This window comes from Corynebacterium timonense (assembly GCF_900105305.1).
Taxonomy (GTDB): domain Bacteria; phylum Actinomycetota; class Actinomycetes; order Mycobacteriales; family Mycobacteriaceae; genus Corynebacterium; species Corynebacterium timonense.
The window spans coordinates 581,891-604,437 of the sequence record NZ_LT629765.1 but is presented as its reverse complement, the minus strand read 5'-3'; the positions used below and the strand labels follow the sequence as shown (position 1 = coordinate 604,437).

The 22,547-nt window shown below is 68.5% G+C and carries 21 protein-coding genes; 8 read left to right on the top strand and 13 right to left on the bottom strand.

The window, feature by feature from the left end; genetic code table 11:
• Positions 1-47: 47 nt before the first annotated feature.
• The 7 genes from BLT81_RS02955 to hisD all read right to left on the bottom strand — a co-directional run bounded on the left by BLT81_RS02955 (position 48) and on the right by hisD (position 6,825).
• Positions 48-839 (bottom strand): inositol monophosphatase family protein, encoded by a 792-nt coding sequence (locus tag BLT81_RS02955; RefSeq protein ID WP_019193043.1) that lies wholly within the window; start codon positions 837-839, stop codon positions 48-50.
• Positions 840-879: 40 nt separating this feature from the next.
• The gene (gene priA / locus BLT81_RS02950; RefSeq protein WP_019193044.1) at positions 880-1,635 is read right to left on the bottom strand and encodes a bifunctional 1-(5-phosphoribosyl)-5-((5-phosphoribosylamino)methylideneamino)imidazole-4-carboxamide isomerase/phosphoribosylanthranilate isomerase PriA; all 756 of its coding nucleotides are present in this window, start codon (positions 1,633-1,635) and stop codon (positions 880-882) included.
• A 9-nt stretch (positions 1,636-1,644) separates the two neighbouring features.
• Positions 1,645-2,304, bottom strand: coding sequence for an imidazole glycerol phosphate synthase subunit HisH (gene hisH, locus BLT81_RS02945; RefSeq protein WP_019193045.1), 660 nt, complete (start codon positions 2,302-2,304; stop codon positions 1,645-1,647).
• Positions 2,305-2,315: 11 nt separating this feature from the next.
• Positions 2,316-3,581, bottom strand: a complete 1,266-nt coding sequence (locus BLT81_RS02940; protein WP_231286554.1) for an MFS transporter — start codon at positions 3,579-3,581, stop codon at positions 2,316-2,318.
• A gap of 180 nt (positions 3,582-3,761) precedes the next feature.
• Positions 3,762-4,364, bottom strand: coding sequence for an imidazoleglycerol-phosphate dehydratase HisB (gene hisB, locus BLT81_RS02935; RefSeq protein WP_019193047.1), 603 nt, complete (start codon positions 4,362-4,364; stop codon positions 3,762-3,764).
• Positions 4,357-5,493, bottom strand: a complete 1,137-nt coding sequence (locus BLT81_RS02930; protein WP_019193048.1) for a histidinol-phosphate transaminase — start codon at positions 5,491-5,493, stop codon at positions 4,357-4,359. The genes hisB and BLT81_RS02930 overlap by 8 nt, the downstream gene beginning before the upstream one ends.
• Positions 5,494-6,825 (bottom strand): histidinol dehydrogenase, encoded by a 1,332-nt coding sequence (gene hisD / locus BLT81_RS02925; protein ID WP_019193049.1) that lies wholly within the window; start codon positions 6,823-6,825, stop codon positions 5,494-5,496.
• Between the two features lie 335 nt (positions 6,826-7,160).
• On the opposite strand from hisD, the gene BLT81_RS02920 reads away from it, so the two are divergent.
• Entirely contained in the window at positions 7,161-8,213 is a 1,053-nt protein-coding gene (locus BLT81_RS02920) for a YbjN domain-containing protein (RefSeq protein ID WP_019193050.1), read from the top strand.
• A gap of 43 nt (positions 8,214-8,256) precedes the next feature.
• On the opposite strand, the gene BLT81_RS02915 is transcribed toward BLT81_RS02920, so the two are convergent.
• Together BLT81_RS02915 and BLT81_RS02910 are read right to left on the bottom strand one after the other, a co-directional pair.
• A complete protein-coding gene (locus tag BLT81_RS02915) occupies positions 8,257-8,826 on the bottom strand; it encodes a hypothetical protein (protein ID WP_155860763.1) in 570 nt (189 codons plus the stop codon).
• Entirely contained in the window at positions 8,817-9,527 is a 711-nt protein-coding gene (locus BLT81_RS02910) for a hypothetical protein (RefSeq protein WP_019193052.1), read from the bottom strand. The genes BLT81_RS02915 and BLT81_RS02910 overlap by 10 nt, the downstream gene beginning before the upstream one ends.
• A 176-nt stretch (positions 9,528-9,703) precedes the next feature.
• On the opposite strand from BLT81_RS02910, the gene BLT81_RS02905 reads away from it, so the two are divergent.
• Genes BLT81_RS02905 through BLT81_RS02880 form a run of 6 tightly spaced genes read left to right on the top strand, consistent with a single transcriptional unit; the run spans position 9,704 to position 18,120 of the window.
• Entirely contained in the window at positions 9,704-10,303 is a 600-nt protein-coding gene (locus BLT81_RS02905) for a TetR family transcriptional regulator (RefSeq protein ID WP_019193053.1), read from the top strand.
• Positions 10,296-12,497: a glycogen debranching protein GlgX gene (gene glgX, locus BLT81_RS02900; RefSeq protein WP_019193054.1), complete on the top strand. Its 2,202-nt coding sequence runs from the start codon at positions 10,296-10,298 to the stop codon at positions 12,495-12,497. Before BLT81_RS02905 ends, glgX begins: the two co-directional genes overlap by 8 nt.
• A gap of 56 nt (positions 12,498-12,553) precedes the next feature.
• Entirely contained in the window at positions 12,554-13,948 is a 1,395-nt protein-coding gene (locus tag BLT81_RS02895) for an exonuclease domain-containing protein (RefSeq protein WP_019193055.1), read from the top strand.
• Between the two features lie 50 nt (positions 13,949-13,998).
• Positions 13,999-14,604, top strand: a complete 606-nt coding sequence (locus BLT81_RS02890; RefSeq protein ID WP_019193056.1) for a hypothetical protein — start codon at positions 13,999-14,001, stop codon at positions 14,602-14,604.
• Between the two features lie 39 nt (positions 14,605-14,643).
• Positions 14,644-17,082 carry a malto-oligosyltrehalose synthase gene (gene treY / locus BLT81_RS02885; RefSeq protein WP_019193057.1) on the top strand — a complete coding sequence of 813 codons (2,439 nt, stop codon included), beginning with the start codon at positions 14,644-14,646 and terminating at the stop codon, positions 17,080-17,082.
• Between the two features lie 12 nt (positions 17,083-17,094).
• Entirely contained in the window at positions 17,095-18,120 is a 1,026-nt protein-coding gene (locus BLT81_RS02880; protein ID WP_019193058.1) for a GTP pyrophosphokinase, read from the top strand.
• Between the two features lie 17 nt (positions 18,121-18,137).
• On the opposite strand, the gene BLT81_RS02875 is transcribed toward BLT81_RS02880, so the two are convergent.
• Genes BLT81_RS02875 through BLT81_RS02865 form a run of 3 tightly spaced genes read right to left on the bottom strand, consistent with a single transcriptional unit; the run spans position 18,138 to position 19,433 of the window.
• Positions 18,138-18,518: an RNA-binding S4 domain-containing protein gene (locus BLT81_RS02875; RefSeq protein WP_019193059.1), complete on the bottom strand. Its 381-nt coding sequence runs from the start codon at positions 18,516-18,518 to the stop codon at positions 18,138-18,140.
• Between the two features lie 6 nt (positions 18,519-18,524).
• Positions 18,525-18,758 (bottom strand): hypothetical protein, encoded by a 234-nt coding sequence (locus BLT81_RS02870; protein ID WP_040420781.1) that lies wholly within the window; start codon positions 18,756-18,758, stop codon positions 18,525-18,527.
• An 18-nt stretch (positions 18,759-18,776) separates the two neighbouring features.
• Positions 18,777-19,433: a YigZ family protein gene (locus BLT81_RS02865; RefSeq protein ID WP_040420640.1), complete on the bottom strand. Its 657-nt coding sequence runs from the start codon at positions 19,431-19,433 to the stop codon at positions 18,777-18,779.
• 42 nt (positions 19,434-19,475) lie between these two features.
• On the opposite strand from BLT81_RS02865, the gene treZ reads away from it, so the two are divergent.
• Positions 19,476-21,230 (top strand): malto-oligosyltrehalose trehalohydrolase, encoded by a 1,755-nt coding sequence (gene treZ / locus BLT81_RS02860; RefSeq protein WP_019193062.1) that lies wholly within the window; start codon positions 19,476-19,478, stop codon positions 21,228-21,230.
• Here the strand turns inward: treZ and ilvA are convergent.
• Entirely contained in the window at positions 21,227-22,543 is a 1,317-nt protein-coding gene (ilvA, locus tag BLT81_RS02855) for a threonine ammonia-lyase IlvA (protein WP_019193063.1), read from the bottom strand. The genes treZ and ilvA overlap by 4 nt on opposite strands.
• Between the last annotated feature and the right edge of the window lie 4 nt (positions 22,544-22,547).

Genomic DNA, 22,547 nt, shown 5'->3' with positions numbered 1-22,547 from the left:
ACCGACCCTTTCTCCGAAACTCCAACTTTTCCTCACGTTCTGCGCGGCTACTTCGAGGCGACGGACTTCATCGTACTCAGCGCGATCCGATGGGCCCGCCTCGTCCCAGCGATCGCCCCCTCCGAGCGCATGGTCCACGGCCCCCCGTCGGGGCTCGTGACCACAGCGCCCGCGCTGCGTGCGAGGAGCACCCCGGCGCAGTTGTCCCACAAGTGCGGCGAGAAGCTCACCGCCGCCTGGTAGATGCCCTGCGCCACAAAGGCGAAGTCCACGCCCACGGACCCGGAGATTCGCGGGCGGAGGTTCGTCTCGGCCAGTGTGGCCATGACGCCGAGGCGTACCTCGGCCGGGTAGTCTTCCGAATCCGGAGAGCGCACCGAACCGACCCCGACCTGGGCGGCGGCCTTGTTGTCGTCGCTCACCCTCGGCAGAGCGGTGCCGTTGAGGTAGACAGGGCCGCCGTCGACGGCGGTGAGGTGCATGTCCAAAAGCGGCACCTCCGTGACCGCGACGATGGGCTGGCCGCGGTGGAGTAGTGACACCAAGATGGAGCAGTTGGGGTTGCCGGAGGAGTAGTTCGACGTGCCGTCGATAGGGTCGACCACCCAGCAGGCGCCCTCGTTGAGGTCGCCGCCGAGCTCCTCGCCGTAGACGGGGATGCCGGTCGCGGAGGTCAGCTTCTCGTGCAGCAGCGTCTCGATCGCCACATCTGCCTCCGTGGCGAAGTCGCCGTCGCCTTTAAACAGCGCGGGAGCGGCCCCAAGATGGGAGACGAAAATACGGCGCGCTTCCGCGACGGCGTCTTCCGCGATCTCGAGGTAGCGGGCCGTGGAATCCATAACGACACCCTACCCTTTCAGCTTTTCCTATAGGGCGCTTTTATGTGGTTTCGCCGTCTCGCACCTGCTCGAGGTGGCGCAGGGCCTCGCGCAGGGTGAAGCGTTCTTCGTACAGCGCCTTGCCAACGATGGCGGAGTCGATGCCCTCGTCCGCAAAGCGCGCGATCTCGGCGATGTCCTCGACCGACGAGATACCTCCGGACGCCGTGACCAGAGCGTCCGTCGCGGCCGACACCTCGCGCAGGAGCTCGACGTTCGGCCCGCTCAACGTGCCGTCGCGCGAAACGTCGGTGACGACAACCCGCGCGCAGCCCGCCTGGTCGAAGTACTCGAGCACTTCCCACAGGTCCCCGCCGTCGGAGGTCCAGCCGTTGCCCTTCGTGCGCCACTGCCCGTGTTCCTCGCGCACAGCGAGGTCGACGGCGACCTTCTCGCCGTAGCGGCGAATCACCTGCGCGGCCCATTCCGGGTTGCGCAGCGCCGCGGTGCCCACGTTGACGCGCTTCGCGCCCGTCGCCAGGGCGCGCTCCAGTGAGGCGTCGTCGCGAATGCCGCCCGAGAGCTCGACGTTGACGTCGACCGCCCGGGTGATCTCGGCCACAAGTTCGTGGTTCGAGCCGCGCCCGAACGCGGCGTCGAGGTCCACGACATGGATCCAGTCGGCGCCCTGCCCCTGCCAGTTCAACGCCGCCTGCAGCGGGGAGCCGTAGTTCTTCTCAGTGCCGGCCTCGCCCTGGCTGAGGCGCACCGCCTGACCATCAACAACATCGACCGCGGGAAGGAGAGTGAAGTCCATGGCCCAACCTTATCCGAGCGTGCGCACCCAGTTTTCGAGCAGCCCTAGGCCGGCCTCCCCCGACTTCTCGGGGTGAAACTGTGTTGCCCACAGCGGCCCGTTCTCCACCGCCGCAACGAACCGGCTCTCGCCGTGGACAGACCACGACACCTTCGGCGCCGCGATAAACTCGTCCTCCTGCATCTGCCAGTCCTGCACCCCGTAGGAGTGCACAAAATAGTAGCGCTCAGCGGGGTCGAGGCCCGCGAACATCGCCGACCCCGGCGCGACCTCGACCGTGTTCCACCCCATGTGGGGCAGCACGCTCGCGCGCAGCTTCTCGACGCTGCCCGGCCACTGCCCCATCCCCTCGGCGTTCAGCCCGTGCTCCGTGCCCCGGTCGAACATCACCTGCAGCCCTACGCAAATGCCCAGCACCGGCCGCGAGCCGGCAAGCCGCTGACCGACGATGCGCGGCCCGTTTACCGCCCGCAGCCCCCTCATGCAGGCGTCGAAGGCGCCCACCCCGGGCACGAGGAGGCCGTCGGCCTCGACGGCCTCCTTCGGGTCGCGGGTGACGGCGACCTCGGCGCCGACGTGTTCGAGGGCGCGCTGCGCCGAGCGCAGGTTACCGGCCCCGTAATCGAGCAGGGCAACGTGGGGGCGGGAAGCGGGCGAGCCTGTCATCATGGCTGGCTAGTCTAGCGCCCGCCGCGGCGCCCGTAGCGGCGCGGTGCTTGCACGGCGCGCAGCCGCACGGCGAGGTTGTCCACCTCCGCCACGCGGTGGCGCCCGAGCACGCGGTCCGAGTAGGTGATGATCACGCCGATGAGGATGATGCCCGTGGCGACAGCGTACATGCCGCCCATGGTCACCGCGCCCAGGATCATGCCGTAGAACAACGAGCCGATCCCCGTGCCGGAGTCGTAGGCAATGTTCCACATGGCGCTGGCCTCGGAAGTCTTCGACTTGGGCAGCCGGTAGAACAGCTGGGTCAGCGACTCGTTTTGCACCGCGCCGAAGCCGGCCCCGTAGAACAGGGCCGCCGGCACCAGCCACCACACCGACAGGTCGGTCACGGCAACGAGGGCAATCAGCGCGATTCCGATGGCGGCGATGATCTGGAAGGGGATCATCACGGTGCCGGGCGTGCCGCGACGGTCGAAGGTCATGCCCGCGTAGTAGCGCGCCCCCATCGCCGCGAGGTTGACGGCCGACAACAAGGCGCCCGCGAAGGTTGCGCTGACCGCGGGGTCGATCTCACGCACTGTGACCGGCAGAAAGTTCGTCACCGCGCCATACGCTGTCGTGACAAAGGTGAGGGCGAGCATCGGCACCGCCACAAGGCGCCACGTGGGCACGTGAACGCCTGTGAAATCCGCGTCGCCCTCGGGCTCGTTCTCGATCGTCGGGATCAGCAGGCACACGACGAGGCCGAGCATGCCGATGACAGTGGCGGTGACGAACACAAGGGAGTAACCGATGCGCTCCGCCAAAGCTAGCCCCAGCGGCAGGGCGACCATCTGAGACCCGCCGACCCAGATACCGAAGAGCCCCGTGGTGCGCCCGAGCAGGCGCAGCGGAACCAGCTGGGCAATAATGGCAGCTTCCGCCACGCTGAGAGCGCCGAAGCCGACGCCGCGGATGAGGCTGACCACGATGACAACGGCGGCATCCATGCCGACGAGGAAGCCCAAGGCCGGAAGGCCGAGCAGCACGGAGGCCACGGCGATCACCGTGCGGTATCCGAAGACGCGCAGCACGCGCGGCATCACGATCTGGGTGAGCACCGTGGACAGCATGAACAGACCGGTGCTCGCCCCCGCGAGGGTTTCGGATCCGCCCGAATCAAGGACCGCCGTTGGCACGACGGGCAGAAGCAGAGACCACGCACCGAAAGCGGCCGCGACGGCCGCGAGCGTTGGTTTCAGTCCCCGGGCCTCCCAGGGGCTCGTTACAGATTCCACTTCCGCGGGAGTGAGCACACCCGCAGCGCATCCCCGACGCATGTACCACCCTTTCTACGGTCGTTGTTCACCTTTCACATGTCGACGTTGCGCAGCGCCCAGCGCGTCGGCGCCGCACCCCTGTGCTTTGACGCGTGACGCGTGTCGCGCGCCGGTGCTGCCGCCGCTTTCTTTCACACCTTACAAAGCGCCCTTCGTCGAAGGTACACCCCGAATCTCGGGGTCGAGTTCGACGGCGGCGCGCAACGCACGCGCCACGCCCTTGAACTCGGCCTCAGTGATGTGGTGGGGGTCGCGCCCGTAACGCACGTTGACATGCAGCGTGACCCGCGAGTTAAACGCGAGCGTCTCAAAGAAATGGCGGTTGATCACCGTGGCGTAGTGGCCGCCGATGATCTGCCAGCGCATGTCCTCGGGCTCGCCGTTCATCACGAAGTAGGGGCGCCCAGAGATGTCCGCCACGGCCTCGACGAGGGCCTCGTCCATGGGCAGCAGGCAGGAGCCGAAGCGGCGAATCCCCCTTTTGTCCCCGAGGGCGTCGGCAAGCGCCCAGCCGAGCGTAATCGCGGTGTCCTCGATGGTGTGGTGGGCGTCGATGTGGACGTCGCCCTCCGCGCGCAGCGTCAGGTCGAACGCCCCGTGGGTGGCGAAGGCCGTGAGTACGTGGTCGAAGAAGGGCAGCCCGGTGCTGATCTCGGAAGCGCCGGTGCCGTCCAGGTTGATCTCCACCGCGATGTCGGACTCGGTGGTGGTGCGGGTTGCTGTCCCGATCCTGTTAGCCATTCGTCGCCTCCTCCTTCGCCCGCACCTCGGCCGCGGCCGCGAGGAACGCGTCGTTTTCCTCGTCGAGCCCGATGGTCACCCGCAGGTAGCCGGGCACACCCACGTCACGGATGAGTACACCGCGATCCAAGAAAGCCTGCCACGCGTCATGCGAGCTTTCAAAACGCCCAAAGAACAGGAAGTTCGATTCGCTCGGCACCACCTCGTAGCCTATCGTGACCAGGGCACGCTCAACGCGCACACGCTCGCGAGCAAGCTTATCGACGGTCGCCAGCGTCTCCTCCGCATGCCTCAGCGCAACGCGCGCCGCCGCCTGGGTCAGGGAGGCGAGGTGGTACGGCAAGCGCACGAGCATGACCGCCTCGACGAAGGCCGGGGCGGCGACGAAGTACCCCAACCGCCCACCCGCGAAGTCGAAGGCCTTGGACATGGTGCGCGAAACGACAAGCTTCGCCGGGTACTCGCCCAGCAGCGTCACCGCCGACGGCGCCGCGGAGAACTCCCCGTAGGCCTCGTCGACGATGACGATGCCGGGCGCGGCGTCGAGGATCCGTGCGATGCCCTCCAGCGGCGTCACGTCCCCGGTGGGGTTGTTGGGGGTGGTGACAAAGACGACGTCTGGTCGCAGCCGCTCGATGTCGGCGACGGCCGTGTCGATGTCGATGCGGAAGTCCGCGCCCCGCGTCACAGAGACGAACTCTGTCTGCGTGCCCGCCGCCAACAACGGGTGCATGGAGTAGCTCGGGGTGAACCCCATCGCGCAGCGCCCCGGCCCGCCGAAGGCCTGCAAAAGCTGGTGGAGGACCTCGTTGGAGCCGTTAGCGGCCCACAGGTTGTCGCGGGTGACTTCCACCCCGGTCCGCGCCGTGACGTAGGCGGCGAGGTCCGCGCGGAGCTCGCTGGCATCACGGTCCGGGTAGCGGTTGAGCCCCGGAGCGTGCGCGGCGACCTCGCTGAGGAGGTCCTCGATGAGCTCCGACGACGGCGGGTAGGGGTTTTCGTTGGTGTTCAGCGCCACCGGGACGCTCAGCTGCGGGGCCCCGTACGCGGAGGCGCCGCGCAGCTGCTCGCGCAGCGGCAGCTGATTCAGGCCGGTGTCGGGGGCAAGGGTGCCCGGCTGGAATTCCATCTACTCCTCCTCCCCCGCGGCCGCTTGACCGATGCCGCGGGCCTTGATCGCCTCGCCGTGGGCGGGCAGCTGCTCTGCCGCGGACAGCGTGATGATGTGCGGTCCGATCTCCTCGAGCGCGTCGCGGTCGTACTCGATCACGCTCACCGGTTTGAGGAAGGTGTGGGTGCTCAGCCCGGGCGCGAAGCGGGCCGTGCCGGACGTGGGGAGAACGTGGTTCGACCCCGCCGCGTAGTCCCCCAGGGGCACCGGCGAGTAGGGTCCGACGAAGATGGCGCCGGCGTTGGTAATGCGCTCCGCCACATCGCGCGGGTTGCGGGTGTGGATCTCGAGGTGCTCCGCGGCGTACGCGTTGGCGGCGGCAATGGCGGTGTGGATGTCGTCGACAAGCACGATGCCCGACTGCCCCCCGCCGAGGGCGGAGCTGGCACGCTCCGAGTTCAGGGTTGCGGCCGCGGCGCGCTCCACCTCGGCGTTGACTGCATCGGCCAGCTCTGCAGAATCCGTGATGAGCACCGACGCAGCCTGCTCGTCGTGCTCGGCCTGGGAGACGAGGTCGGCGGCGATGAGGGTGGGGTCCGCGGTGGCGTCGGCAAGCACCGCGATCTCGCTGGGGCCGGCCTCAGCGTCGATGCCCACGACCCCGTTGACCACGCGCTTTGCCGCCGCGACGAAAATGTTGCCCGGGCCCGTGACTTTGTCCACCGGCTCGAGGTCGTGGCTATCGTCGCCGTAGGCGAGGAGCGCCACGGCCTGCGCGCCGCCCACGGCCCACACCTCGTCGATGCCCAGCAGTGCGCACGCCGCGAGCGTCGTGGGGTGAGGCCAGCCGTCGAACTCCTCCTGCGGCGGCGAGCACACCACCATCGAACGAGCCCCCGCCTCCTGCGCCGGGATGACGTTCATGAGCACACTCGAGGGGTAGACGGCCTTGCCGCCCGGGACGTAGAGGCCGACGCGCTGCACGGGCACGAAAACCTCGGTGACGGTGGCGCCGGGCCGAAGCGTCGTCGTGTGCGACTGCGGCTTCTGCGCCGCGTGCACCGCGCGGATACGCGTGATCGCCTCGTCAAGCGCGGCGCGCACATCGGCGTCGAGCGTGTCGACAGCGCGGGCCACCACCTCGGCGGGGACGCGCACGGAGGACGGGCGCACGCCGTCGAACTTCTCCCCGTAGTCGAGCGCCGCCGCGGCCCCGCTCCGGCGCACCTCCTCAACGATCAGCCTGACGTCGCCCACCACCGCGTCGACGTCGACGCCGCCGCGCGGCAGCGCACGGCGTAGCTCGGAGGTCGTCGGGGTGCGCCCCCGCAGGTCAGTCACTTTCAGCATCGCGTCCTCCTACGGCGTGTCGTGTCGTGTCGTGTCACGGCACGCCGCTTTCCTTTCCGGCTGCTATTCATTCCCGTCGCTATTCTAAGCCGCTGGCCCGACACGGGGCTGTTCGGGCCAGCGGCGCCTCACACCGGCCCGCACGGCCTCACACCGAGTGGAAAATTTTGGCGCTTTATTGCGGGCTTCCTTAGACTCGGGCGTGTTCAGGGGGCTGGCCCCGGCAGGTCCTGGCACGGAGGCAGCGCGGGCTCGGCCCTGTTCCAAAGCACGGAGTTCCAATCCACGGAGCTCAAACGCACGGAGTTCCAACGCACGGAGCAAGGAGGCAATCGATGGCACGGCGACGTCACAGCCCTCACCGCAGCACCGCCGGCCTCGGACAACACCCCCGCGAAGTCACCCTCGAGCGCGTCGCCGACGCGCTGCGCGGCCTCGGCTTCGAGCCGCTCGAGCAGCCCGACCGTCTCGTGGTCCCCTCCAGCTCGTACATCGCGACCCTCTGGGTCAGCCACACCGCCCCGCTCATGCTCGTCGCCGACTATCAGGAGCGCATTCCGGTAGACTTCGCCCATAGCGCCGCGCTCGCCCGGTATATCAACACCTGGAACCACGACCGGCTCGGGCCGACGGCTTCCTACCGGCTGACCGACGCCGGCGACCTCGCCGCGCATCTGCGCACAGCGATCCGCGTGAAGCACGGGCTCAGCGACGAACAGCTCGTCCACGACATCTGCGCCGCCCGCGACGACATGCTCGCGTTTTCCGCCGACATCCGGGAGACGTTCCTCCCCGAGCAGTACCGCCACCCGCTGCCCCCGACGCTCGCGCGCGCCCAGGACATCGAGGCCCTCGTCGGGGAGCACCCCTCCGCGCGACACCTGCCCCGCGGGGGCGAGGTCGACGTCGACAGCGCGCCCGACGAGTACACCCCGCCCCGCGGCGCGATCGGCGGTCACACCTGCCAGGAGGTCGGGATCGCCCAACTCGAGAAGGCGTTGGACTCGCTCAACTTCACCTACGACCGCCTCGACGACGACATCGTGGCCACCAGCATCAACGCCGTGCCCTTCGGCGCATGCATCGACGACAACAGCTACGCCCGGCTGACCGCCATGTGGGACAGCGGCAAGGATGCGCGCATGCACTTTTTACCCATGTGGCTGATGTGCAATGGCATCAACGAAAAATCCGCCGGGCTGCGGGCCTACCTCCACGTGTCGGGCTCGGATCTGCACGTGCACGTGGAAACAACATGCCTCATCACCGCAGGCCTGACCTCAGACCAGCTGCACACCTACGTGCGCACCTCTTTGGTGTCCATCCTCCGGGCGGTTGATGTGATCAGCAGGCAGAGCCACGGCACGAGCGCCGTCGACTGGCCCTAGCTACCGCTTGTGCCATCGGCGGCATCGCGCGGGGCGTGAGGTTTTAACCAGCCGCCGCCGCTGGGGAGGACTCTGCGGCCGGGGCTGGAGCGGGGGGCTCGGCCGCCCGCGGCACCGGGGTGACCAGCGCCAGCAGCCAATACACCAGCGCCGCGACGAAGGGCGCACACAACCACGCGACCCCGGGGTGCAGGGGCGGCACGAGCTGGAAACGGGCCCCATCAACGAGCGCGTCGTGGCTGGGCATACCGGAGAACAGTCCCGCGGACCATGACCCGAAGGTGTGCACCGCGAAAGCTCCTGCGGCGGCCGCCACGACCACCCACGCCATCATGGCGAGTGAGACCGCTCCGCCCAGGCGGGCGTAGGCGACAAGCGCCACCACCAGCCCGAGGACCGCGCTCAGGATCACGAACCACCCGAATGAGGAAAACTCGACGTTAGCGGGGCTGAGCGCCTGATCGACGAGGGCGCCGCCGTCTCGCACCACCACCTCGTAGGCGGGGCGCAGCACTCCCCAGAGGGCGCCCACCACGGCGCCGACGACGAGTGCGAACACGAGAAGGCCCGCCCCCACGGTCATGGGGCGGGCCGCGCGGGCGGCTAGTTGCACAGCTTCCAGCGCCCGTCCTCGCGCTCGAAGATCTGGGTCTGGGTCTCGGATCCATTGGCGCTTGTCGCCGTGACCTCCGCGGACGCGCGGTTCCCGTTCACGCGCACATCCTTGACCGACACCTCGGACTTCGGCAGCTGGATGCCCTCTCCCGCCTGCTGCTGCATGCGCGCGGCCGCCTCGACCTGGTCGAGGGTCAGGCCCGACTTGTTGAGCTCGGAGTTGACCTGATCGGTGACCTTGCGGCACGAGTTCTCCAAAAGCACGCGCGTCCACTTGTCGGGGCTTTCCGGGTTCAACGCCGCGTACATGGTCCGCTCGATGTCTTCTCGGTCAGCGTCACCGCCGGGGTTACCGTCTGCGAGAGGTTCGTGGACCGGCACGGACACGGTGCCATCCCCGAAGGGGATCTCCAGCGTCGGCGGCGCGCCAGCGGCGGCGTTCTGCCCGCCGCCTTCCTGCGGCTGCTGTGCACCCTCGCCGTCCTTCTTTTCCTTCTCGCCGTCCTTCCCCTCGTCGGGAGCGTCAGCGCCGTCCTCGGCAGCGGTTTCAGCGGCGGAGTCGGCCGCGGGCACGGCCGCGGTGGACAGACCACCAGACGCAGCCTCGTCCTCCTCGGCGCCGCAGGCCGCTAGGCTCACGGCAAGCGCGGCAACCGAGACCGCAGCGGCGGCGCGGGAGGCAGGGACAGAAAGCAACACGGCACATCTCCTTTGAAGATTTTCGTCGGCAACAGGCGTTGATAACGGGATCAGTCAACATCCCGAAACTGGCCAGCCCGTGACCTGCGCTTACTAATCAGCTGGACATTCCCTGTAAGGAAAGGGGTGACGCGTCCTCGGTCCGCGGCTGCCGTGCTGCATTAAGGTCGAGCACCATGCAGCTTTCCCGGGGCGCGATCAGCGCGGCCGCCCTTTCCATCCTCGACGAGTACGGGCTTGCCGACGTCTCGATGCGCCGCGTCGCCTCCTCCCTCGGCGTCGCCCCAGGTGCTCTGTACTGGCACATCGAGAACAAGCAGGAGCTCATCTCCGACCTCGCAGCCCTCATCATCGCGCCGCTTGTCGACGCCCCACCACCCGCGCCCGACATCGCCTGCGCCCGCCTGCGCGCGGCGCTGCTGCGCCACCGCGACGGCGCAGAGGTCGTCATCACGGCCGTCTCCCAGCCCGACTCGCCGGTGGCACGTCGTTTGGCGCGGCTGATACGGGAGGCGGTCGCAGGCTCGGGTGACACGGCGGCCGGCGGGGCGTCGACACGCGATGCCCACGCCGCGGCCGACGGGTTGCTGTACCTGACGCTGGGCGCTGCCTACGTGCACCAATCAGCGGAGCAGCTGGCGCAGGCGACCGGCGGGACCGAGGTGGCGCGGCCCCGCGATGCGGGGGCCGACGTCGACCGAGCTGTCGAGCTGCTGCTCGCCGGCATGAGAGTCGCCCCCGAGCAAATTTCCGATACGATAAACCCCCATGACTGACCTCAACGCCGCACCGGATTCGACGTCCACATACACCGTCTGGCCCGGGTCCTCCTACCCCCTTGGATCGACCTACGACGGCGCGGGGACCAACTTTGCCCTCTTTTCCTCCGTCGCGGAGAAGGTCGAGCTGTGCCTCATCGACGACGATGGCGCAGAAACCCGAGTCCCTCTCGAAGAGGTGGACAACTTCGTCTGGCACGCCTACCTGCCGGGGGTGACCCCCGGCCAGCGCTACGGCTACCGCGTCCACGGCGCGTGGGACCCGCACAACGGGAAGCGCTGCGATCCCTCAAAGCTCCTCGTCGACCCCTACGCGCGCGCCTTTGACGGGGAGTTCGACCAACACCCCTCCCTGTTCTCCTACGACATCCACGCCGACGAACCCGGCACCGGCCGCAACGAGGACGACTCCCTCGGCCACACGATGCTGTCTGTGGTCATCAACCCCTTCTTCGACTGGGGCGACGACCGCAACCCGAACATCCCGGACGAGGAAACGATCATTTACGAATGCCACGTCAAAGGCATGACGCAGACGCACCCGGACATCCCGGAGTCCCTGCGCGGCACCTACGCGGGCATGGCGCACCCCGCGATGATTGACTACCTCACCGACCTCGGCGTGACCTCGGTCGAGCTCCTACCCGTCCACCAGTTCCTCCAAGACGACCGGCTGCGCGACTTGGGGCTGCGCAACTACTGGGGCTACAACACCTTCGGGTTCTTCGCCCCGGAGAACAACTACGCCTCGTCGAACACCCCCGGCGACGCCGTCTCCGAGTTCAAGGGGATGGTCCGCGCCTACCACGAGGCAGGCATCGAGATCATCCTGGACGTCGTGTACAACCACACCGCCGAGGGCAACCACCTCGGGCCGACGATCGCCTTCCGCGGCATCGACAACGAGTCCTACTACCGGCTGGTCGAGGGCAGCAAGTTCCATTACATGGACTACACCGGCACCGGAAACTCCCTCAACGTGCGCGACCCGCACTCGCTGCAGCTCATCATGGACTCTCTACGGTACTGGGTGACCGAGATGCACGTCGACGGCTTCCGCTTCGACCTCGCCTCGACGCTCGCGCGCGAGTTCTCCGACGTCGACCGCCTCGCCACCTTTTTCGACCTGTGCCAGCAAGACCCCGTCGTCTCCCAAGTCAAGCTCATCGCCGAGCCCTGGGACGTCGGCGAGAACGGCTACCAGGTGGGCAATTTCCCGGCGCTGTGGAGCGAATGGAACGGCAAGTACCGCGACACCGTCCGCGACTTCTGGCGTGGCGAGCCCTCCACCCTCGGCGAATTCGCATCCCGCCTGACCGGGTCCTCCGACCTCTACCAGCACAACGGGCGTCGGCCAACCGCCTCGATCAACTTCATCACCGCCCACGACGGTTTCACGCTCAACGACCTCGTTTCCTACAACGACAAGCACAACGAGGCCAACGGAGAAGACAACAACGACGGCGAGAGCCACAACCGCTCGTGGAACTGCGGCGTCGAGGGCCCCACCGACGATCCGGAGATCCTGCAGCTGCGCGCTCAGCAGCGCCGCAACTTCCTCACCACCCTCCTCCTGTCCCAGGGCACGCCGATGATCGCGCACGGCGACGAGTTCGCTCGTACCCAAAACGGCAACAACAACGTCTATTGCCAGGACAACGAGCTGGCGTGGATGAACTGGGACCACCTCGACGTCGCCGATGAGCTGCACGACTTCACCCGCAGGCTCATCGCCATCCGCAAGCAGCACCCTGTCTTCCGCCGCCGCCGCTTCCTCGCGGGCGGCGCGCTCGGCTCCGACGTGCGCGGACGCGAGATCGCGTGGCTGGTGCCCTCCGGCAAGCTGATGACCCAAGAGGACTGGGACTTCGCCTTCGGCAAGGCGCTCATGACCTACCTCAACGGCGAAGCCATCACGGAAGCGGACCGCCGCGGGCAGCGCATCTCCGACGACTCCTTCATCCTCATGTTCAACGCCCACTTCGAGGACATCGAGTTCACCCTGCCCGACCAGACGCTCGGAGCCATGTGGGAGGTGCTCATCGACACCACCAAACCGCTGGGCTACCCCGCGGAGAAAGAAAACCTCCCAGCTGGCGGCAGCAAGATCGTGCCCGCCCGCTCGACGGTGGTGCTCAAGCAGATCGAGGGCCCCATCTTCGACGACGGGGAGGACGCTGCCGAGGAGTAGCATACGAGGCACCCCATTACCCCCATTTTCCGTTCCAACGTTCAGGAGCAACACACGTGATACCCGCCCACGGCGCGACCCTGTCGGTGACAAACTCCGCCCTCGTCATCGCACCCACCCCGCTTGAGGCGGCGCTTACGGGCAGCACCGAGGAACGCAGCGTGCCTATCAGCGACATCTCACATGCCGGGGTCGCCCGCGACGCGGATGCCTGGGACTGCGGCGTCGTCGAGCTCACCCTGCCCACGGGCGCGTTGCGCATCGCCTTCTCCCCCGGCGACGAGGCCGGACCGACCAGCCTGCTTGATTTGCTCCGTGCCGCGCGCCGAGGCGAGGCCCCCGAGCACGCAACGCCGACGGGCGGGGCTGGCGTCCCCGGACTTGACTTCGTCGGCTTCGACGTGGAGACGGCGAACCAGCGGTGGGGCTCCATCTGCCAGATCGGCCTCGTCAAAATCGTCGACGGCGAGGAGGTCGACCGCGCCAGCTGGCTGTGCACCCCGCCTGAGTCCTACGCCGAGTTCGACCCCTTCAACGTCTCCATCCACGGCATTAGCGCCGAGGACGTCGTCGGCCAGCCCTCGGTGGCGCAACGCGTCGACGAGCTCGTTGACTTCGTCGGCGACCTTCCCGTCGTCGCCCACAACGCGCAGTTCGACGCCACCGCGCTGCGTGAGGCGTGCCTGGCCTCCGAGCGCGAGGTGCCCACCCTCCTGTTCGCCTGCACCCTCGCCCACAGCCGCGCCGCGCGCCTCGACGTTGCCAACCACAAGCTGCCCACACTCGCGGAGCACTTCGGGGTGCGGCTCGACGACCACCACGACGCCTGCGCCGACGCCGCCGCGTGCGCCGGCATCATGGTCGAGCTTGCCCGCGAGGCAGGCCACACTGGCTCGTTGATGAGCCTGGTCCACGATGCCGGTTTCGCGCTTGGCGCCGTCACCCCCGAGCGAGTCACGCCCGTGCTGCGCGACCGCTCCGGCGCCGCCCGCTCCTTGCAGGCCGAGGCCGCCCGCGGGAACTCCCCGAGCGCGGTCGCCGCCGCTGCCGCGAGCCCGCGGGGCAGCAACCAAAGCGACGCCGGCGAGCCCGACGCGGGAGGCCCCCGCGACGCTGGGCGCCGCCAGCCGGCGCCCTGGCAGTCCGTGGCCACCCCGGACACGGTGCCCGACCCGAACGCCGACGCCGACCCCTCCTCGCCGCTGTACGGCCACAACGTCACCCTGACCGGCGAGTTCGAGCCCTACGACAAAGGCTCCTTGTGGGAGTCCATCGCCGCCCAGGGCGCGAGCGTGGGAAAAAACGTGACCAAGAAAACCACCATCCTGGTCGCCGGCGAGTGGACTACGATGACCTCGAAAGAAAAGCGCGCCCGCGAGCTGCAGGACAAGGGCCAGGACATCGACATTTGGCCCGCGTCGAAGCTTTTCGACGCCCTCGGGCTCGACTAGGTTCCCGCGCCCCGGGAACCAGGGCCCCCGCGGCGACGTCTAACACGGGTATGGCCCTTTGCACAACATCCACCGGCTTCATCCCGCGGCTGGCGCGCCGCGCGCGCCCCGGCGCCCCCTTCGGGGACCCGGGCTTTGCCTCGTCGACCGCCTCGATCACCCTTTCCCCCGGCCTGATCTGTGTCCTCGCGCGCGGCGAGGACCCCGCCGGCGCCCCCGCCACACACCAGCACGTCGGGGCGGCGGGTCTGACGGTGCACCAGGCGTGGAACGCCGCCGCCGCGCACCGTCTCGCCACCTCCGACGCCATCAGCGGCAACGCGCTGAGGTTCTGGGTGCGCGACGCGCGCGCTACCCTGGGCCCGGACGCGCCCCCGGGCGTTGAGGTCCGCGGCGACGCCGCGAGCTGGCTAGCACACCCCCGGCTGTTCGCGCCGCTTGACGCGCACTTCACGCACGTGCTGCGCCCTCAGCACGGTTTGGCGTACCTCACCCGCGACTGCCGGGACCTGTTCGTTGTTGACGCCGCCGACGCCGATCTGCGCCGCCTGCTCGACCTGCCTACCGTTCCCCCGGCTGCCGTGTGTACCCGCTACTCACTGGGCTTCCCACTGCTGGCGGCACCGGTGGCGCCGCAATTAACTAGGGTTGCATAGGTATAGAACGTCCGACGAAGGGAAACGGAGGAGTCCGCCATGCGCCGCCCGATCACCTCAACCTACCGCCTGCAGCTACGGGGACCCCACGCTGACCCGGCCGGGCGTCGCTTCGGCTTCGCGGAGGCCACACAGGTCGTCGACTACCTCGGTGACCTGGGGGTCTCGCACCTCTACCTCTCCCCGATCTTCACCGCGGTCAAGGAGTCGAACCACAACTACGACGTCACCGACCCGACGCTGGTCAACCCGGAGCTCGGCGGGATCGAGGGGCTACGCGAGCTCGCGGCGCGCGCCCACGATGCGGGACTGGGCATCATCCTCGACATCGTGCCGAACCACCTCGGCGTGGACACCCCCCACCTGAACACGTGGTGGTGGGACGTCCTCAAAAACGGACGGGAGTCGGAGTACGAGATGTACTTCGACATCGACTGGCACGAGGACAACGGCGCCGGCGGCAAGCTCGGGCTGCCGGTGCTGGGCAGCGAGGGCGACGAAGATAAGATCCGGCTGGCCCACCTCGACGAGATCGACGAGGACGTCCTCGCCTACTACGACAACTACTTCCCGCTAGCCCCCGGCACCTACGACGGGCTCGACGACGACCCCCGCGCCGTCTACGAGCGTCAGCACTACCGCCTGATGTACTGGCGCGACGGCGTGATCTCCTACCGCCGCTTCTTCTCCGTCAACGGGCTCGCCGGGGTGCGCCAAGAGGACCCGCTCGTCTTCGAGCACACCCACCGCGTGCTCCGCCAGCTCATCGCGGAGGAGCTTATCGACGGCATCCGCGTCGACCACCCCGATGGCCTCGCCGAGCCTTTCGCGTACCTCACCCGCCTGCGCGACCTCGTCGGCGAGAACCGCTGGCTCGTGGTGGAAAAGATCCTCGGGGTGCACGAACCGTTGGATCCTCGTCTCGCCGTCGACGGAACGACGGGCTACGACGCGCTGCGCGAACTCGACGGCATCTTCGTCGACCGCTCCGCCGAGGACGCGCTGAGCATGCTGTCGCTGCAGCAGACGGGCTCGACGTGGGACGACCGGGCCATCGACGCGGCGGAGCACCAGCTCAAGCGCGACGTGGCACGCAGCGAGCTGGGCGCGGAGATTCGCCGCCTGACGCGCGCAATCCGGCGCGACAACTTCTCCACCGCCGGGTCCACGGTGTCCGACGAGGAGCTCACGTGGGTCGTCATCGAACTGGTGGCGGCCATCCCGGTGTACCGCGCCGATTACCTGTCCATGTCGCGGGTGACCTCGACGGTCATGGCGGAGATGGCGCGGCGTTTCCCCTCGAGAAGCGATGCCCTCGACGTGATCTCGGCCGCGCTCGTCGCCAACGGCGAGGCGGCGACGCGTTTCGCCCAGGTGTGCGGCGCCGTGATGGCGAAGGGCGTAGAGGACACGCTGTTTTACCGGGCGGCCCGGCTTGTCGCCCTGCAGGAAGTCGGCGGGGCGCCCGGACGTTTCGGGGTCTCCCCGGCCGAGTTCCACCTGCTGCAACAGGAGCGCGCGAGGCTGTGGCCGCGTGCGATGACGACGCTGACAACGCACGACACGAAACGCACCGAGGACACACGCGCGCGCATCATCGAAATCACGGAGCTGCCGAACGAGTTCGCCGAGCTCGTCCGCCAGGTGGGGGCGATCGTCCCCGCCCCCGACACGCGCGCCGGCCACTTCCTGCTGCAAAACCTCCTCGGCGTGTGGCCGCACGACGGCGAGGTGACCCCCTCCCTGCGCGAGAGGCTCCACGGATACGCGGTGAAGGCCAGCCGCGAGGCCGGGACTACCACCACGTGGTTTGACCAGGACGCCTCCTACGAAAAGGCCGTGACCGACTGGGTGGACGCCCTCCTCAACGGGCCGGCGACGGGGCTGATCACGGACTTCGCTGCCAGCCTGCACCGCGGCGCGGTCCAGGTCTCGCTGGGGCGGAAGCTGCTTCAGCTGATCGGCCCGGGCATCCCCGACACCTACCAGGGCCAAGAGTTTTTCGATCTCTCCCTCGTCGACCCGGACAACCGCCGCTTCGTGGACTTCACCAACCGAGCCCAGAGCCTCGAGCAACCGCTCGAGCTCGGCGAACCCGCCGGCGACGGCACCTACCCGCACCTCGCGGAGCACATCAACCGGGCGAAGCAACACGTGGTGCACCACGCCCTCACGCTGCGCCGCGAGTACCCAGACGCGTTCCTTGCGGGCGGGCACCAGCCCGTCTTCGCCGTCGGGGACGCCGAGGCCCACCTCGTCGGCACCGCGCGCGGGGAGGACGAGGTCAGCGTCATCGCTTTGGCCACCCGCTACCCTCTGCAGCTCGCGCGGCGCGGCGGGTGGGGCGACACCACCGTCACGCTGCCGGGCGGACAGTGGACTGACCGGCTCAGCGGGCGCACCTTCGAGGCAGAGGCGCGCGCCGCCGAGATCTTCGCCACCTTGCCCGCCGCGTTGCTCGTCTCCAACTCGCTGTAGGGCCCCGCCGGTATGAACGCGAAACAGAAACCCACGGGTGTCCCCGACGCGGTGATCGCGAGACTCGGCTCGACCTATTTTCACTGGCTGGACACCCACCCCGGGATTGATCTCGCCTTCCAGCAGGCGCTGTCTGAGCTGCTCGCCGACGCCGGGGTCAACTTCGATCGCGTCGACGTGCGCATCAAGTCGTGGCCCTCGATGAAAGCGAAGGCGCGTATTCTCCGCGATGGCGCCCCGGCCTACCCCGACCCGTGGCACGACATCCGGGACCTCATCGGCGCCCGCGTCACCGTGCTGCACTCCACGGAGATTCCCACCGTCCTCGACCTCGTCGCCGACCAGTTCGAGGTGCTGCGCAGCGTGGACAAGGCCCAAGAAACCCGCATCGCCGGCGGCTTCGGCTACGGCTCACACCATGTGGTCGTGCGGGTGCTCTCCACGTCGGAGGGGCTCGGGGCCTACGAAGGCTCGGTTTTCGAGCTGCAAGTCCGCACCGTCCTGCAGCACGCGTGGGCCGAGTTCGAACACGACATCCGCTACAAGCGCGCCGGCGGGACGGCGCCGGACCCCCAAGTCGACCGCGCCTTCACCCTCGCCGCTGGTCTCATCGAGCTGGCGGACCAGCAGTTCGACCAGATCTCGGCGGTGACCCATCCGCAGCACAAGATCGACACCGACGTCGACGCCGAGCTCACCCCGGAAACGCTGCCGGGCGTGCTCACGGTGCTGGTCGGCGCCCGTTTTCCCCTCTCCCGCCCGGAGGACTACCGCTTCCTTCTCGAGCTGCTGCGCGCGCACGGCCTGGACAACGTGGCCCAGCTAGCGGACGTGGCCAACGACGCCGACATCGACGCCGTGTGTTCCGCCCTGAACTACGCGTTCGCGCCCGGCCAGGTGCGCATCGTGGACGACCTGCTGCTCAACCGTTTCGGCGAGGATCACATCGCGCGCACGGCAAGCGCCGGGAAGCGTCCGAACCAAAGGCGCGACCGGCTTTCCACGCGCCTCGTGGCGCTGCGGTCCCGGCATGACTAGGCGCCCGCCGGGAGCGTTTAGCGGCGTCCGTGGAGGCGGTCGATGGCGCGCCGATCCTTCTTCGTCGGGCGCCCGGCACCCCTGTCGCGCGTGGGCAGGGAGGCGAGGATTTCACGCGGCGGTGGCGGCGGGGAGTGGTCGATGTACATCGTGCGCGCCACGGGAGCCCCGACGCGCTTTTTGGGCGTGCCCGTGACCTCGAACTCGAGGTAGCGGTGGTCCTTCCACACCCGGATCTGGTCTCCCGGAACAACCTGGGCGGCGGGCTTGGGCGGATGGCCGTTGAGCTTGACGTGCCCGGCGCGCACGGCCTCGGCGGACTGGGAGCGGGTCTTGTACACGCGCACGGCCCACAGCCAGACGTCGATGCGAACCGCGCTGCCTTCAGCGTCGCTCATGGGCGTTTAGTACTGGTCGCGGTGGTTGACGACCTTCTGCACCTTGCTGTAGTTCGTCCACCCGCCCGCGACGGCGGCGACGAGACCGAGGAACAGCAGGAACCACGAGCCGGCGAGCAGCCCCAGCAGGACGCCGCCCGCGAGGCCACCGCCGACCCAGATGGCGGCGTTGCGTGAGTAGCGGCGGACGGCTTGTTTACGGCGTTCGATGGGGTTGTTCGGGCGCGGCTGCATAGTCATGGCCATGATTTTAACCCCTCAGCCTTCCACCCACGTGTACGTGATCCCGTCGGGGTCTTTCAGCTCCGCGCTACCACGGGTCGCCGCGGCGATCTTCTCTCGTACGCGCTCGATGTCCTCCGGCGCGAAGGCGAGGGTGTAGCGCGCGAGCGTCGCGTATTCCACGTCGATCACGTCGACTCCGACGGCGCGCAGCTCGCCTTCCACCCGCCCCGCGTCCGCGTGCGGCAGCGCGACCTGCCCGAGACGTTTCGGGCTCCGGGTGACGCGCTCGACCATGTCGAGGGCCTCGCTTACCGACGTCGAATAGGCGCTGACCAGCCCTCCCGTGCCGAGCTTCGTGCCGCCGAAATAGCGGGTGACCACCGCCGCGACGTCGAAAAGCCCCGAGCCCCGGAGGGTCTCGAGCATGGGGATGCCCGCGGTTCCGGCGGGCTCCCCGTCGTCGGAGGAGCGCTCGACCGGCTGCGCCCCCTCGACGCGGTAGATGTAGGCGCTGCAGTGGTGTCTGGCGTCGGGGTAGTCTTCGCGCGCTGAGGCAATGACGGCGCGGGCCTCGTCCTCGTTCTGGGCGCGGGCGATGCGGGTGATAAAGCGCGAGCGCTTGATCTCGATCTCGTGCTCGACCACCTGCCCGGGGCGGGGCAGCTCGTAGGGCGTGAAGGTGTCTGTCATGGTGTCCAAGAACTCTACCGGCGGGGCAGTAACGTGGAGGCTATGTCTACCCCCGCGAGATTCGAGATCTGGGCCCCCTACGCGCATCAGGCGCGCATCACTGTCGACGGCGCGGAGTTCGGCATGGTGCGCGACGACGCGCGCGAGGGTTGGTGGTACGCGGAGCCCGCGGACATCACGCCGACGGCCGGCCAGCGCTACAGCTTCGTCCTTTTCGACGGCACCAACTGGACCAAACCCTTGCCCGACCCGCGTTCGCGGGCGCAGCCGGAGGGTGTGCACGGCCCTTCGGAGGTCGTGCCGACCGACTTCGCATGGAGCGACGACGCGTGGCGCGGGCGCGAGCTGCGCGGACAGGTGATCTACGAGCTGCACGTCGGCACATTCACCGCAGCCGGGAGCTTCGCCGGGGTGGCGGAGAAGCTGGACTACCTCGTCTCTCTCGGCGTCACGGCCATCGAGATCATGCCGGTGCAGCCCTTCGGCGGCACCCGGAACTGGGGGTACGACGGCGTCGATTGGTTCGCCGTGCAGCATTCCTACGGCGGGCCGACCGGGCTGAAAAAGCTCGTGGACGCCGCCCACAACGCGGGGCTCGCTGTTTTTCTCGACGTCGTGTACAACCATTTCGGCCCGGACGGCAACTACAACGGGTTGTTCGGACCGTACACCACCAGCGGAAACACCGGCTGGGGCGACGTGGTCAACATCTCCGGCCCGGGCTCGGACGAGGTGCGCGCCTACATCCTCGACGCCGTGCGGCAGTGGCTCGACGAGTTCCACATTGACGGCCTGCGCCTCGACGCGATCCACTCCTACGACGACCGCCTCGCCTACTCCATCATGGAGGAGATTCGCGCCGTCGCCGACAGCGTCGCCGCCGACACCGGGGTGCCGCGCATCATTATCGGCGAGTCGGACCTCAACGACCCGCGGATTATCAACGACGAGTCCGTCGGCGGCTACGGCTTAAGCGCCCAGTGGGTCGACGACGTCCACCACAGCATCCACACGCTCGTCAGCGGGGAACGCGGCGCCTACTACGTCGACTACGGCACCATCGAGATCCTCGCCGACACCCTCTCCCACGGCTACCGCTTTCGCGGCGATTACTCCATCTACCGGCGGCGCCACCACGGCCGCCCCCTCGATATGGGCGCCGTCGCACCGTGGCGCCTGATTGCCTACACCACGACGCACGACCAGACCGGAAACCGTGCGAAGGGCGACCGGCCCTCCCAGAACCTCACGCCAACGCAGCTCGCGCTCAAAGCCGCGGTCGTGTTGTTCTCCCCGTTCACCCCGATGCTGTTCATGGGCGAGGAGTTCGCCGCCCGCACACCCTTCCCCTTCTTCGTCTCCCACACCAGCGACGAGCTCAACCGCCTGACACGCCACGGGCGTTTCGAGGAGTTCTCGCGCCTCGGCTGGCGCCCAGAGGACGTGCCCGACCCCGCGGACGTGCGCACCTTCGAGAGCGCCCAGCTGGTCTGGGACGTCGACGAGGACCAGGACGAGATGTTTGAGACGTACCAGGCGCTCATCGGCCTGCGCGAGCAGTACCGTCTGGCCCGCGACGACCTGCGCGACCTGCACGTCGAGCACGGCGAGCAGTGGCTGGCCATGCGCTACGACACCATCTTGCTCGCCGCCAACTTCAGCGACGCGCCCGTGCGCGTGCCCGTCGGCGGAGAGCTTGTGTACTCCTTCAGCGCCCCCCAGGTAGGGCCCGAGGAGACCGCCCTGGGGCCCTGGGAGTTCGCGATCATCGAGCCGCAGGCCCCACGCCGCACCTAGCTGGCGACGATGAACTCGTACTCGTCGGTGCCCGGCATGAGGCGCCGGCACTCGATCGGCGAACCCTCCATCCGGGCGAGCAACGGGTCGAGGTCGCTGGCGCGGCTGAGCTCCACGCCCACGAGCGCCACGCCGGTCTCGCGGTTGTTCTTCTTCAGGTACTCGAACAGGACGATGTCGTCGTCCGCACCCAAGATGTCGGTGAGGAAGCTGCGGAGCTGCCCCGGCTCCTGGGGGAAGTTGACCAGGAAGTAGTGCTTCAGGCCGCGGTGCACCAGGGAGCGCTCCATGACTTCCGCGTAGCGCAGCACGTCGTTGTTGCCGCCTGAGATGACGCACACGACGGTGCTGCCCGGCTCGAGTTTCACCCCATTGAGTCCGGCGACGGAGAGGGCGCCGGCGGGCTCGGCGATGATCCCCTCGTTCTGGTAGAGCGCGAGCATCTCGGTACACACCGCGCCCTCTTCGCTGGCGATGAGGTGGATCCGCCCGAGGTTGCGCTCGATGATCTCGAAGGGAAACGCCCCGGCGCGCTTGACGGCGGCGCCGTCGACGAAGGGGTCGATGGCGCTCAGCGTGACCGGGCCGCCGTTGTTCACCGCCGCCGCCATGGACGCCGCGCCCGCCGGTTCGACGGCGACGACCGAGGTGCGCGGGGACATATCAGCGAGGTAGGAGACGATGCCGGCGGCCAGTCCCCCGCCACCGACGGGGACGATGACGCTGTCGAGCTCGCGGCCCAGGCCGGTCAGCTGCGCGAGGATCTCGGCGGCGACGGTGCCCTGACCGATCACGGTCTCGCGGGCGTCGAACGGCTCGATGATGGTGGCGCCGCGCTCGGTGGCGTCGACACGCGCGGCCTCGGCCGCCTCGTCGAAGGTGTTACCCGTGACGACGAGCTCGATGTTCTCCCCGCCGTGGACGAGGATGCGGTCGCGCTTTTGCTTCGGGGTGGGCTTGGGCACGAAGATCTTTCCTGCGATGCCCATGGCGCGGCAGGCGTAGGCCACCCCTTGGGCGTGGTTGCCGGCCGAGGCCGCGACGACGCCCGCGGACCTTTCCTCGTCCGTGAGCGAGGCGACGTTGTAATAGGCGCCGCGGATCTTGTAGGAGCGCACGTCCTGCAGGTCCTCGCGCTTGAGGTACACCTCGAGCCCGTACTGCTGCGACAGGCGCGGGCAGTACTGCAGCGGAGTGGGCTCGATCACCGTCGAAATCTTCGCCTGAGCTGCCTGAATATCGGCCGCGTGGACCTCTGCTGTCGACGGCGGCGTGTGGGGCTCGTTCTGCGGTGTCGGCACGGCTGCGTTCATGCTG